Source organism: Aliivibrio sifiae, from assembly GCF_002954705.1.
Lineage (GTDB): Bacteria > Pseudomonadota > Gammaproteobacteria > Enterobacterales > Vibrionaceae > Aliivibrio > Aliivibrio sifiae_A.
In genome coordinates this window covers 2,491,533-2,504,440 of record NZ_MSCO01000001.1, presented here as the reverse complement: position 1 = coordinate 2,504,440, position 12,908 = coordinate 2,491,533, and the positions used below count along the sequence as shown (strand labels likewise).

Below are 12,908 nucleotides of genomic sequence, written 5' to 3'. Positions count from 1 at the left end.
AAAATTAACGGAATTGGTATTAATAGAAAGTCCCGTTAACTCCGCTACAATACCAAAAAATCCCTAACTGAAAGATTAAAACTTTTATATTTATAGAAAAATGAAAATAGACATCATGAAATCGTTATTTTTCAGATTGGAGCCTTAGTTAAAAAGTTCTAATCTATCCTCTTTAAGGAATATGTTAGATATTGTCTTGCTTATAAAAAAACGCTCGATAATTATATCGAGCGTTTAGTAATTATATTCAGTTTAATCAAATGTTATTTAGCTTGAGTTGTTTTTCCTGTTTTTAAGCCCATATTGATATCTATGATATCTTGTTCGCTTAATGTGCCAACAGCTTGTTTTAACTGAAGTACACTTAAAATGTAATCATAGCGAGCATTTGCTAGGTTACGATTCGCATCATATAAACGACGTGTTGAATCTAAAACATCAACAATAGTACGTGTACCAACATCAAAGCCCGCTTCTGTTGCTTCTAGTGCTGAGTTAGCTGAGATTACAGTTTGTTCGTAAGCCTTTAGTGCTCCGATAGATGCGTTGATATTATTGTTATAAGCTCTAACATCTTTAGTAACTTCTCGATATGTAGCTTCTAAATCTTGGCTTGCAGCAACATATTGAAATTCTGCTTGGCTTGTTAATGAACTTGTATTACCACCAGTATATAGCGGGATATTAAGGTTGATACCTGCATTGATGTCACCGTAATTACCATCTTGTCGAGAGTCACCAGAATTACTTTGGTCGGTGTAATTATAACCCGCATCAAAAGTTAGAGATGGCATATGGCCAGAGCTTGCAAGAGATATATTATCTTTTGCAACATCTGCGCTGATACGAGCAGCTAATAGACTCAGGTTTTTTTGTTGAGCTTCATCAATTAGGCTGTCCGATGTTTGCTCTGATGGGCTTGCTGAGAAGCGCTTTGTATCTAATACACTTAGCTCAGTATGGCCTTGACCTGTAATAACACGAAGATCTTCATAGCTGTTTACTAATTGGTTTTCAGTTAATACTTCATTAGCTAATACGCTATCGTATTCAGCTTGAGCGTCATGTACATCGGTAATTGCAGATAAACCTACATCAAAACGTTGTTTTGTTTGTTCAAGCTGGCGGCCCACAGCTGCTTTCTCTGAACGAACAAATTCTAAATTATCGTTTGCACGTAATACATCAAAATAAGCTTGTGCTACTCGTAAAATAACACCTTGTTGCTCTGCGGCATAAGCTGAGTCAGCTTGGCGTGCACTTTTTTCTGCTATATCTAAACTAACCCAACTTGATTGTTGGTAAAGTTCTTGAGATAAATTAATACCAGCAGTTAAACGATCATTCTCACGAGTATCTTCATCACTACGTAAAATATTGTAGCCGGCACTTAAATCAATTTGTGGTAATAGAGAGCTTTGCGAAGAGTTTACCGCTTCAAAGGCTGCATCTTTTGTTGCTGCAGCTCTTAGTAATTGAGGATCATTTTCTTTAGCTTGGTTGTATACTTGCGCAAGGTCATCGGCAGCAGCTAAAGAGCTGAAACTACCCAATGCCATTCCAATAAAGAGTGGAAGCAGTTTTCTCATGGTGGTTTGTCCTGCAAAAATTGTTTTATATAATATAGTTCATAGAGTGTACCTTATCTCCTTATACTATAGCTGTAAAGATTACGTTTTTTTACGTTTTATCGATTTAACTCGTTGCAATAGTGTGGAAAGGTTCTAAAAAAAATGTAAGCATCATCAAAAATGTTCAGTTAATTAATTGTTGCAGCTATCAATGAATGATAAAAAAGAAAGCTAAATTTAGGAGAACTAAATGAGTTCATCATCAAATAAATGCTTCAATAATCAATTTACTTCTAATGACATTGATATTTTATCAAAAGAGTCACTTTATCATGGTTTTTTTAACATGACGAAAATTACATTTCGACATCAATTATTTAATGGTGGGTGGAGTGAACTGATCGAACGTGAACTTTTTGAACGAGGGCATGCTGTAGCACTTTTACCCTATGATCCTGTTACTGATGAGGTTGTTTTAGTTGAGCAAGTTCGTGTTGGAGCTTTAGAATCAAAATCTCCATGGCAGTATGAAATTGTTGCAGGGATGATTGATAAAGGTCAATCGTCTGAACAAGTTGCTATTAGAGAGGCAAATGAAGAAGCTGGAATTATTGTTTCTCGATTACAAAAAATATCGCATTTTTATCCTTCCTCAGGAGGCTGCTCTGAACAACTTGATGTATTTGTAGGCTGTGTTGATACATCTACAGCAGAAGGCGTACATGGTTTAAAAGAAGAAGATGAAGATATTAGAGTTCATGTTGTTACTCGAGAAAATGCATATGCTCTAGTTGTTAATGGTAGAATTGAGAATGCAGCCTCAATTATTGCGCTACAATGGCTAGAGTTAAATGTTTCGAGGTTACGGTTACTGTGGAATATGCAATAACATGCGTAAATATCACGTTGATTTATCAACTCTTATGCGTGTTTATGAAACTAATTATGCCAAATTAGTGTCACTTTTACCTAAAAATGAAATAATCGGTGAACTTGTTAGCTATAAAGTATGTCAACAAGAATATCAAATTAGAATATTGGAAGTAACTGTATATACAACGTTAGTTGAAGTTTATCAGATAGATAATAAACCAATATATCCACTTCCTAAATTAACGGTTAGACTTTATCATGACGCTAGAGTGGCAGAAGTTTGTGCCAGTCAGCAACTTTCTCGTATAAAAGCAAAATATGATTATCCAAATGGAAAAATGCTTCAAAAAGATGAGAAACACCAATTAAACCAGTTTTTAAATGACTGGCTGACGTTTTGTTTAAAAAATGGGATAAGCCAAGAACCCATTTTCTAAAAAAGAATATATAAAGGTTGTAGCTATTTTGCTCTCTGAAACACTACTAAAGAATGAAAACGGCCCAATACGGTTGTTACAGATAACAGATACTCACTTATTTGCGCCAATAGAAGGAGCGCTACTTGGTGTGCCTACCTTATACAGCTTTCAAAGCGTAATAGAGCAAGTGCAACAGCGTACATCAGGTTTTAGTGCAATCTTAGCTACTGGTGATATATCTCAAGATCACACTGTTGAATCCTACCAGCATTTTGTCAATGGTATTAAACCCTTAGAAAAACCATGTTATTGGTTACCAGGTAATCATGACTATAAGCCAAGCATGGGAGGCGTGTTACCTTCTCCTCAAATAAGATCTTCTGAGCACCTTCTTATTGGTAAGCACTGGCAGTTAATAATTTTAGATAGTCAGGTTGTAGGAGTTCCTCATGGTGCTTTATCTATAGAGCAATTAGATCTCTTGAATAAAGCTCTTACTCAATATAGAACTCGCCATTCACTAGTTTTATTACACCATCATCCATTACCAGCAGGTAGTGCATGGCTCGATCAGCACCAATTGAAAGATAATGAGCATTTTTGGAATGTTATTTCTAAACACAGTAATGTAAAAGGGATCGTGTGTGGTCACATTCATCAAGAGCTTGATCGGATGATTAATGGTGTTCGCTTACTTGCTACGCCATCAACCTGCGTGCAATTTCTCCCTGATTCTGATGATTTTGCATTAGATGCTAAATCTCCAGGTTGGCGAACTTTAGACTTGCTGCCAAATGGAGATATTGATACAAAAGTATATCGTCTAGAGGATTGTGATTTTTCAGCAGATGCTGAAGCCGGAGGGTATTAAAATGAAGAAGCCAAGCTTATTGCTATATATTCATGGCTTTAACAGCTCTCCTTTTTCCCATAAAGCTCAAGTAATGGTGCAATACTGTAAAGAAAATCGTCCAGATATTAAGGTTATTGTTCCCCGTTTGCCTTCTTATCCTCAAGAGGCGGCTGAATTTTTAATTTATCTTATTGAAAAACATAAAACTGAATTTACTATCGGATTGGTTGGAAGTTCATTAGGTGGATACTTATCTACGTGGCTAAGTGAACAATACGGTTATAAAGCTGTTCTTGTTAACCCTGCTGTTAAACCTTATGAATTACTTGCTGATTATTTAGGGAAACAAACGAACCCTTATACTGGTGAAGATTACTTTCTTGAAAGCCATCATATGATAGAACTGCAGGATTTATTAGTTAAAACCGTAACCACTCCTGAAAGCTTATGGTTATTGCAGCAAGAAGGGGATGAAGTTCTTGATTATCGCCAAGCTGTCGAAAAATATTTAAATTGCAAGCAAACAATAGAAAAAGAGGGTGACCATAGTTTTGTTGATTTTGAGCGTTATCCTGAACAAATTATTCAATTTCTAAATTTATAGTTACCGTTTCTCTACGATAGAGACACAGTATCTATACAATCTTTAATACAAAGCCACATATTTAGAGTGGAATAGGGGCGTTTGCTTGACTTTCCTCTCTCCCTTTCAGACTATGTGACAAATTTTAAGAAGCCTTCCGAGATATGACTGAACAATATAATGCAGGAGCCATTGAGGTTCTAAATGGCCTTGAGCCCGTTCGTCGCCGTCCTGGTATGTATACCGACACTGTTCGTCCAAACCATTTGGGCCAAGAAGTAATTGATAACAGTGTTGATGAAGCGTTAGCCGGACACGCGAAAAAAGTTGAAGTAATTTTACATGCCGATCAATCACTTGAAGTTATTGATGATGGGCGTGGTATGCCTGTTGATATCCATCCAGTAGAAAAAGTATCAGGTGTTGAACTTATTTTATGTAAGTTACACGCGGGTGGTAAATTCTCAGGTAAAAACTATGAATTTTCAGGTGGTTTACACGGGGTTGGTATCTCGGTAGTAAATGCCTTATCAAAACGCGTAGAAGTAACTGTTCGTCGTGATGGTGAGATTTATGAAATCGCATTTGAACACGGTGAAAAAGTATCAGATTTAACCGTTGTAGGTACTTGTGGTCGCCGTAATCGCGGTACAAGCGTTCATTTTTGGCCAGATACAAGCTACTTTGATTCACCAAAGTTCTCTGTTACTCGTCTTATTAACAATTTAAAAGCCAAGGCGGTATTATGCCCTGGCTTGGAAATTGTGTTTAAAGATAAAGTAAATGATAAAGAGCACAAGTGGTGTTATGAAGATGGTTTGAAAGATTATCTTTTAGAAGGTGTTACAGGTTACACGCTGTTACCAGAAGAACCATTTACTGGTGCATTCTTAGGTAAAGGTGAAGCCGCAGACTGGGCCGTAACCTGGTTACCAGAAGGTGGAGAGCTTGTTTCTGAAAGTTACGTAAACCTGATCCCTACGGCTCAAGGAGGTACGCACGTAAATGGTATGCGTCAAGGTTTACTTGATGCCATGCGTGAATTCTGTGAGTTCCGAAACTTATTACCACGTGGTGTGAAATTAACTGCGGATGATATTTGGGATCGCTGTGCTTATGTTTTATCCGTTAAAATGCAAGACCCTCAGTTTGCTGGCCAAACTAAAGAGCGTTTATCTTCACGTCAATGCGCAGCATTTGTTTCTGGTGTTGTAAAAGATGCCTTTAGTTTATGGCTGAACGAAAAACCACAAATAGCAGAACTGATTGCTGAAGCTTGTATTGCTAATGCGCACCGTCGTATGCGAGCAGCTAAGAAAGTCGTTCGTAAGAAGATTGCATCAGGCCCTACATTACCAGGTAAATTGACAGACTGTTCAATTCAAGATTTAGCTCGTACCGAACTTTTCTTAGTGGAAGGGGACTCGGCGGGTGGTTCTGCGAAACAAGCGCGTGATCGTGAATTCCAAGCGGTAATGCCACTGCGTGGTAAAATTCTAAATACATGGGAAGTATCAGCAGACCAAGTATTGGCTTCTCAAGAAGTTCACAATATTTCTGTTGCGTTAGGCATTGACCCTGACTCAGATGATTTATCAGGCTTACGTTACGGTAAAGTATGTATTCTTGCCGATGCCGATTCAGATGGTCTTCACATCGCAACGCTGCTATGTGCTTTATATCTAAAACACTTCTCTTCTTTGGTTCGTGCTGGACATGTCTATGTGGCAATGCCACCGCTGTATCGTATTGACTGTGGTAAAGAGGTCTTTTATGCCCTTGATGAAGCAGAAAAAGAAGGCGTGTTAGATCGTTTAAGTAATAAGCGTGCAAAAATTAACGTGCAACGATTTAAAGGATTGGGTGAGATGAACCCACTTCAACTTCGTGAAACAACGATGGATCCAAACACTCGTCGCTTGGTGCAATTAACCATTGATGATGATGAAAAGACCAATGAAATGATGGATATGCTTTTAGGCAAAAAACGTGCAGACGATCGTCGTGCTTGGCTACAATCTAATGGCGATCAGGCAGAGGTATAAGATATGAGTTCAGAAATGTCCTTGGAAGGTGTTGAACAGCTGCCGCTGCGCAAGTTTACAGAAGACGCTTATCTAAATTACTCCATGTATGTAATCATGGATCGCGCATTGCCTTATATTGGTGATGGTTTGAAACCCGTTCAACGTCGTATTATTTATGCGATGTCAGAACTTGGTTTATCTGCGAATGCAAAATACAAAAAGTCGGCACGTACGGTTGGTGATGTATTAGGTAAATATCACCCACACGGTGACTCTGCTTGTTATGAAGCGATGGTACTAATGGCTCAGCCTTTCTCTTACCGATACCCATTGGTAGATGGTCAGGGTAACTGGGGTGCTCCAGATGATCCGAAATCGTTCGCAGCAATGCGTTATACCGAATCAAAATTATCGAAGTTTGCTGACGTATTACTTGGTGAAATAAGCCAAGGTACGGTTGAATGGCAGCCAAACTTTGATGGTACGATGAAAGAGCCTAAGATCTTACCTGCTCGTCTTCCCCATATATTACTGAATGGTATCATGGGTATCGCGGTTGGTATGGCGACGGATATTCCTCCTCATAATGTGCGTGAAGTTGCGAATGCGACAGTGCATTTATTGGATAATCCAAAAGCAGATTTAGATCAAGTTATGGATTTCATTCAGGGGCCAGATTATCCAACTGAAGCTGAAATCATTTCATCTCATACCGATATTAAGAAGATCTACCGTACTGGTCGTGGCAGCATTAAAATGCGTGCAGTGTGGCATAAAGAAGGCAGTGATATCGTTATTACTGCATTACCACACCAAGTGTCAGGCAGTAAGTTATTAGAACAAATTGCAAGTCAAATGCGAGCGAAAAAGCTACCAATGGTAGACGATCTTCGTGATGAATCGGATCATGAAAATCCGACGCGTATCGTGATTGTTCCACGCTCAAATCGTATTGAAGCTGAGCCGTTAATGAATCATCTATTTGCTTCTACGGATCTTGAAAAAAGCTTCCGTGTGAACCTAAATATGATTGGTTTGGACTTACGCCCACAAGTTAAAGGCTTAGTTAGCATTCTTAATGAGTGGATTGAATTCCGTCGCACGACCGTTCGTAAGCGTTTACAGCATCGTCTTGATAAAATCTTAGCTCGTTTGCATATTTTAGATGGTCTACTGGCTGCGTATTTGAATATCGATGAAGTTATCGAAATCATTCGTACCGAAGATGATCCAAAACACGAGCTAATGACGCGCTTTGACTTAACTGAAATTCAAGCGGAAGCCATCTTAGAGATTAAACTTCGTCAGTTAGCAAAGCTGGAAGAGATTAAGATCCGTGGTGAGCAAGATGAGTTAGCGAAAGAGCGAGATCAAATTGAGAAGTTATTAGGCTCAGAGCGTCGTCTAAATACGTTAATTAAGAAAGAAATATTAGCGGATGCAGAGAAGTTTGGTGATGATCGTCGTTCTCCATTAGTTGAGCGTGAAGAAGCGAAAGCATTAACAGAGCGTGATTTAATTCCAAGCGAAACGATTACTGTTGTTCTTTCTGATAAAGGTTGGATCCGTCACGCGAAAGGGCATGAAGTTGACCCAACCACGTTAAACTATAAGTCGGGTGATAAATACCTAGCTCATGCGCGCGGTAAGAGTAATGCTCCAGCCGTCTTTATGGGCAGTAACGGTCGAAGTTACGCATTGGAATCACATACGTTGCCTTCAGCAAGAAGCCAAGGTGAGCCAATTACAGGCCGATTGAATATAACAGCAGGCAGCCAAATTACTCATGTTGTTATGGGTGAAGAAGATCAAGCGTGGTTAATCAGCTCAGATGCGGGTTATGGTTTTGTTTGTAAGGGAAGTGATTTATTATCGAAGAATAAGAATGGTAAGACGTTATTGACGCTACCAGAAAATTCATTGGTAATGAATCCAGAAGTAGTTTCTGATTTAGACAATGATGAAATTTTAGCGATTACAAATGAAGGAAGAATGCTACTGTTCCCAATTAAAGATTTACCACAGTTAGGTAAAGGTAAAGGGAACAAGATCATCAACATTCCAGCAGCACGCTCTAAGTCTCGTGAAGAGTTCTTATCTCACTTACTGCCATTACCACAAGGTGCAACTATTACCTTATATGCGGGTAAGCGCAAGTTAGGTTTAAAACCGAGTGATCTTGATAACTTCAGAGGTGAACGAGGCCGTCGTGGTTCTTTATTACCTAGAGGTTTACAGCGAGTGACTCGCATTGATGTTAATGGTGAAAATGCATCAACAGAAGATGGTCAATGATATTAGCTTTGTAAATTAAATATAAAAATAGCGCATAATAAATGCGCTATTTTTTTATCTATTAAACGATATTCTACGTAAAAAAACAGGCCGTATTAATTAATACCATTGGTATGAAAACTAATTTGAAGGATCTTCAGCAATGGTTACTTTGATAGTTTGAGCGACCCCTTTGCGAATTACATCGACATCGACTTCTGTCCCTGGGCGTAATTCTGTAACAATATCAGTGACATTTTGTCTATTAATAACACTCTTACCATCAATGCTCGTAATTATATCTTGAGTAATTATGCCACTCTTTTCTGCTGGACTATTTGGTGAAACCCCTAGAACTAGGATGCCATTGATATTATCAGCATTCATAAGACGAGCCATTGCTGGGTTAATATCCCTGCCATCAATACCAATATAGCCTCGGATCACTTGCCCATCAGCAATTAAACGACGCATTATTTTATCAGCAAGAGCATAAGGAATAGCAAAAGATATTCCATAGGTTTCTAATTCGGTTGCTTGTTGGAAAGAGGCCGTATTGATGCCAACTAACTCTCCTCGAGTATTGACTAACGCTCCTCCTGAGTTACCGCGGTTAATTGCAGCATCCGTTTGTATTAAGCCTTGCGTCCCATCGGCACTTAGCGCAGCTCGTCCAGTTGCTGAAATGATCCCGAATGTGGTGGTTTGTCCTAAGTTATAAGGATTACCTATTGCCAATACCACGTCACCAATGTCTGCTTGATAATTCGGATTTAATGGAATGACAGGAAGGTTTGTATCTTTAATTTGCAGTACAGCGAGATCGGTGCGTTTGTCTTTGCCAATCAATTGAGAGTTAAATAATCGACCATCTTGAAGGGCTACAATGACTTGGTCCGCATCAGCAACCACATGATAATTGGTGATGATATAACCTTTATCACTAACGATAACCCCTGAACCTAAGCCTTCAGTATCTAAACGTAATCGGTCTTTATCGTTATATTTTCTGCTATAAATATTAACAACAGCGGGGGCTGAACGGCGTACTGCATAATTAAATGAAATTTGATTACTTATTTGTTGAGAAGCTTGTTCTGTTGGGATTTTTTTCGTGTTAATTGAGGAACGTAGATTAGGGAATGCAAGTAATAATACAGCAGCAGTTACTGTACCTATAATAGCTGAGCGCAATAAGAATGAAAGCATTGCCTTCCTAACCTTTAAAAATCTAAAAATAATTAGTTAGGATAACATTGAATGTTCATAAAAAGTAGAGATTGAATAAAGGAGGGAGGCGCTATTAATTGGTGACGTTAATACGTTTAAACGAACAAGAGTTTCAGAATCAGAAGGCATTTTGTTGTCAAGGCACATGTATGATTAAGAAACCCTTAAAGTGTTAATTATAAATTTTGGTGCTATGCGATCTTATCTTCTTTTTTTGCGTTGATATCAATTATTGGTTCATCATTTAATAAGCCTGTCGCACCATTTGCGTAATCTTTTGGTTGCTTATTCACTTCTTCTTTTATGTGAGCCACTTTTTTATTTAATTCAGGTGAAAGTGTCATTTCATCTAAACGGGCTGAAAATGGATTATCTTGCTCTGGTAGATTAGGCATAAGTTCTTTTGATGTTGAAGCCATATGGTCATACATCTTATTAAAGTCTTTTGCCAAAGCTTCTAGCATAGTAGCGCTTGTAGCAAAGTGATCAACTAACTCTTGACGGTATTGCTCTAGCTCATATTTGGATTTTTCTAAATCTTGTTTTAATGATTTTTGTTGTTTAATACCAGGTACGGTAATGCGAGAAATTAAAAAGCCAATAATTATACCAACGGCTAAGCCAATTAAGGCGTAGGTCCAAGCCATGAAGTGCTCCTTATCATATTTATTAATATGGGTCGGCATAACTGTGAGTTAGCCCACTCATTGAGTATGTTGAGATCATGCTACTATGAAGAGAGTCAATCAACAAAAGAAAAGATTAAAACTGATGACACCATTAGAAAAATATCATCTCGACCTTCAACAGGACGGATTTCATCATGATAATGCTCAACAATATGCTGTAGAACAACTAGATGCTTTATATCGACGCATATTAGAAACAAAAGTTCCTGAAAAGGAAGTAAAAAAATCGTGGAAACATTTTTTCAAAAAAGCGAAGCCTCAAAAGTTAACTCCAATCAAAGGGTTGTATTTCTGGGGAGGCGTTGGTCGTGGTAAAACTTATTTAGTTGATACTTTTTATGACGCTTTACCAACAAAGAGAAAAATGAGAGTTCATTTTCATCGTTTTATGCAGCGTGTCCATGATGAGCTTAGGGAACTAAAACATCAATCAGATCCATTACTTGTGGTTGCTGATAAATTTAAGCAAGAAACTGATATTATCTGCTTTGATGAGTTTTTTGTTTCAGATATAACAGACGCAATGATTTTAGCTACACTACTAGAAGCATTGTTTGAACGAGGTATTACCTTAGTCGCAACATCGAATATCATCCCACAAGAGCTTTATCGAAATGGCTTACAGCGAGCACGTTTTCTTCCTGCTATCGTATTAATTGAAACTCATTGTCAAATAGTAAATGTAGATAGTGGTGTTGACTATCGCTTAAGGACATTAGAGCAAGCTGAGATTTTTCATTTTCCTTTAGATGATAAAGCGGAAAATAACATGAGAATGTATTTTGAAAAATTGACAGTGGACAGTGAATATCAAAAGAAGAAGATAGAAATTAACCATCGCCAATTAAGCGTGAAAGCAGAAGGTGATGGGGTTGTTCATTTTGAGTTTTCAGCATTATGTGAAAGTGCTCGTAGTCAGAATGACTACATAGAGTTGTCTCGCCTATATCATACTGTTTTACTTTCCAATGTTAAAATAATGGGAGAGCTTAATGATGATGCCGCTCGTCGTTTTATTGCCATGATTGATGAGTTTTATGAGCGAAACGTCAAATTAATCATCTCTGCAGAAGCAGATTTGAGCTCTATTTATGAAAAAGGACGCTTAACGTTTGAATTTAAACGTTGTCAGTCTCGGTTAGTTGAAATGCAAAGCCATGAATATCTAGCGAAAGAACATTTATCTTAATCATTAATTCCTTTATTACGATAATTTAAGGTATTTATTTGATGTGATGAGGTTCAAATTTCATTTTTTTTGTGCTTTTTACCTAATATGTGAAATATCTTCAAAAAAAAGATGATTTTTTCTTCACGCTTCACTATAATCCTCCGACCCACCGTTACTGTACTGGCGTAATTGCCAAGAGTGCCAACCACTCGAAGGGGTGATGACTGGGCTCAAAAATATACAGTGGGAGCGAAAGCTCCTAATCAGTGAAATTATTTAATAACGGGTATCATTAGCATGAAAACTTTCGTTGCTAAACCAGCCGCTGTAAAGCGTGACTGGTATGTTGTAGACGCTGAAGGTAAAACTCTTGGTCGTATCGCAACTGAAATCGCATCTCGCCTACGTGGCAAGCATAAAGCAGAATACACTCCTCACGTAGATACTGGTGATTACATCATCGTTATCAACGCAGAGAAAGTACGCGTAACTGGTAACAAAGCAGCTGGCAAGATCTACTACCGCCACTCTGAGTTCCCAGGCGGTCTAAAATCTATTTCTTTCGAGAAACTGATCGATCGTAAACCTGAAATGGTTATTGAATTAGCTGTTAAAGGTATGCTACCACGTGGTCCTCTTGGTCGTGCTATGTACCGTAAACTTAAAGTTTACGCTGGCGCTGAGCATAACCACACTGCTCAACAACCACAAGTACTAGACATTTAATCGGGGATTATGGCAATGGCAGAGAATCAATACTACGGCACTGGTCGCCGTAAAAGCTCAGCAGCTCGCGTTTTTATTAAACCGGGTACTGGCAACATCGTAATCAACAAGCGTAGCCTTGAAGTTTACTTCGGTCGTCCAACAGCACGTATGGTTGTTAACCAACCTCTAGAGCTAGTTGAAATGACTGACAAACTAGACCTATTCATCACTGTTTCTGGTGGTGGTATTTCTGGTCAAGCTGGTGCGATCCGTCACGGTATCACACGCGCTCTTATGCAATACGATGAATCACTACGTCCTGCACTACGTGCTGCTGGCTATGTTACGCGTGACGCTCGTTGCGTTGAACGTAAGAAAGTTGGTCTACGTAAAGCACGTCGTAAACCACAATTCTCTAAGCGTTAATATTACGCTTACTTTGCCAAGTGGTTTTGTTTCAAAACTACTTTGGTTATTGTGGTCAAAAGCCCAGCAGAAATGCTGGGCTTT

At 38.5% G+C, this 12,908-nt stretch carries 12 protein-coding genes; 9 read left to right on the top strand and 3 right to left on the bottom strand.

Annotated elements, in window-relative coordinates:
* Positions 1-263: 263 nt before the first annotated feature.
* The gene (gene tolC / locus BTO22_RS11110; RefSeq protein ID WP_105055522.1) at positions 264-1,589 is read right to left on the bottom strand and encodes an outer membrane channel protein TolC; all 1,326 of its coding nucleotides are present in this window, start codon (positions 1,587-1,589) and stop codon (positions 264-266) included.
* Between the two features lie 232 nt (positions 1,590-1,821).
* Between tolC and nudF the strand changes: the two genes are divergently transcribed.
* From nudF to parC, 6 genes are all read left to right on the top strand, one after another.
* The gene (gene nudF / locus BTO22_RS11105) at positions 1,822-2,460 is read left to right on the top strand and encodes an ADP-ribose diphosphatase (RefSeq protein WP_105055521.1); all 639 of its coding nucleotides are present in this window, start codon (positions 1,822-1,824) and stop codon (positions 2,458-2,460) included.
* A 1-nt stretch (position 2,461) separates the two neighbouring features.
* Complete coding sequence (locus tag BTO22_RS11100) at positions 2,462-2,881, top strand: DUF1249 family protein (protein ID WP_181044598.1); 420 nt, start codon at positions 2,462-2,464, stop codon at positions 2,879-2,881.
* Positions 2,882-2,909: 28 nt separating this feature from the next.
* Positions 2,910-3,734: a 3',5'-cyclic-AMP phosphodiesterase gene (gene cpdA, locus BTO22_RS11095; RefSeq protein WP_105055519.1), complete on the top strand. Its 825-nt coding sequence runs from the start codon at positions 2,910-2,912 to the stop codon at positions 3,732-3,734.
* 1 nt (position 3,735) lies between these two features.
* The gene (gene yqiA, locus BTO22_RS11090; RefSeq protein WP_105055518.1) at positions 3,736-4,320 is read left to right on the top strand and encodes an esterase YqiA; all 585 of its coding nucleotides are present in this window, start codon (positions 3,736-3,738) and stop codon (positions 4,318-4,320) included.
* Positions 4,321-4,463: 143 nt separating this feature from the next.
* The gene (gene parE, locus BTO22_RS11085) at positions 4,464-6,344 is read left to right on the top strand and encodes a DNA topoisomerase IV subunit B (protein ID WP_105055517.1); all 1,881 of its coding nucleotides are present in this window, start codon (positions 4,464-4,466) and stop codon (positions 6,342-6,344) included.
* A 3-nt stretch (positions 6,345-6,347) separates the two neighbouring features.
* Positions 6,348-8,621, top strand: coding sequence for a DNA topoisomerase IV subunit A (gene parC / locus BTO22_RS11080; RefSeq protein WP_105055516.1), 2,274 nt, complete (start codon positions 6,348-6,350; stop codon positions 8,619-8,621).
* Between the two features lie 120 nt (positions 8,622-8,741).
* Here the strand turns inward: parC and degS are convergent, their stop codons facing one another.
* Positions 8,742-9,809: an outer membrane-stress sensor serine endopeptidase DegS gene (gene degS, locus BTO22_RS11075; RefSeq protein ID WP_105055515.1), complete on the bottom strand. Its 1,068-nt coding sequence runs from the start codon at positions 9,807-9,809 to the stop codon at positions 8,742-8,744.
* Between the two features lie 212 nt (positions 9,810-10,021).
* Complete coding sequence (gene zapG, locus BTO22_RS11070; RefSeq protein ID WP_060994075.1) at positions 10,022-10,477, bottom strand: Z-ring associated protein ZapG; 456 nt, start codon at positions 10,475-10,477, stop codon at positions 10,022-10,024.
* A 124-nt stretch (positions 10,478-10,601) separates the two neighbouring features.
* Between zapG and zapE the strand changes: the two genes are divergently transcribed.
* The 3 genes from zapE (at position 10,602) to rpsI (ending at position 12,824) form a co-directional block, all read left to right on the top strand.
* A complete protein-coding gene (gene zapE / locus BTO22_RS11065) occupies positions 10,602-11,708 on the top strand; it encodes a cell division protein ZapE (protein WP_061005712.1) in 1,107 nt (368 codons plus the stop codon).
* Between the two features lie 279 nt (positions 11,709-11,987).
* On the top strand, positions 11,988-12,416 hold the full coding sequence (gene rplM / locus BTO22_RS11060; protein ID WP_045101173.1) for a 50S ribosomal protein L13: 429 nt from the start codon (positions 11,988-11,990) through the stop codon (positions 12,414-12,416).
* 15 nt (positions 12,417-12,431) lie between these two features.
* Positions 12,432-12,824 (top strand): 30S ribosomal protein S9, encoded by a 393-nt coding sequence (gene rpsI, locus BTO22_RS11055; RefSeq protein ID WP_060994077.1) that lies wholly within the window; start codon positions 12,432-12,434, stop codon positions 12,822-12,824.
* The last annotated feature ends 84 nt before the right edge of the window (positions 12,825-12,908 follow it).

What these genes read in the sequence shown, in the direction of transcription:
- tolC (WP_105055522.1), bottom strand. Translation starts at nt 1,589, where the DNA reads ATGAGAAAACTGCTTCCACTCTTTATTGGAATGGCATTGGGTAGTTTC.
- nudF (WP_105055521.1), top strand. Translation starts at nt 1,822, where the DNA reads ATGAGTTCATCATCAAATAAATGCTTCAATAATCAATTTACTTCTAAT.
- BTO22_RS11100 (WP_181044598.1), top strand. Translation starts at nt 2,462, where the DNA reads ATGCGTAAATATCACGTTGATTTATCAACTCTTATGCGTGTTTATGAA.
- yqiA (WP_105055518.1), top strand. Translation starts at nt 3,736, where the DNA reads ATGAAGAAGCCAAGCTTATTGCTATATATTCATGGCTTTAACAGCTCT.
- parE (WP_105055517.1), top strand. Translation starts at nt 4,464, where the DNA reads ATGACTGAACAATATAATGCAGGAGCCATTGAGGTTCTAAATGGCCTT.
- parC (WP_105055516.1), top strand. Translation starts at nt 6,348, where the DNA reads ATGAGTTCAGAAATGTCCTTGGAAGGTGTTGAACAGCTGCCGCTGCGC.
- degS (WP_105055515.1), bottom strand. Translation starts at nt 9,809, where the DNA reads ATGCTTTCATTCTTATTGCGCTCAGCTATTATAGGTACAGTAACTGCT.
- zapG (WP_060994075.1), bottom strand. Translation starts at nt 10,477, where the DNA reads ATGGCTTGGACCTACGCCTTAATTGGCTTAGCCGTTGGTATAATTATT.
- zapE (WP_061005712.1), top strand. Translation starts at nt 10,602, where the DNA reads ATGACACCATTAGAAAAATATCATCTCGACCTTCAACAGGACGGATTT.
- rplM (WP_045101173.1), top strand. Translation starts at nt 11,988, where the DNA reads ATGAAAACTTTCGTTGCTAAACCAGCCGCTGTAAAGCGTGACTGGTAT.
- rpsI (WP_060994077.1), top strand. Translation starts at nt 12,432, where the DNA reads ATGGCAGAGAATCAATACTACGGCACTGGTCGCCGTAAAAGCTCAGCA.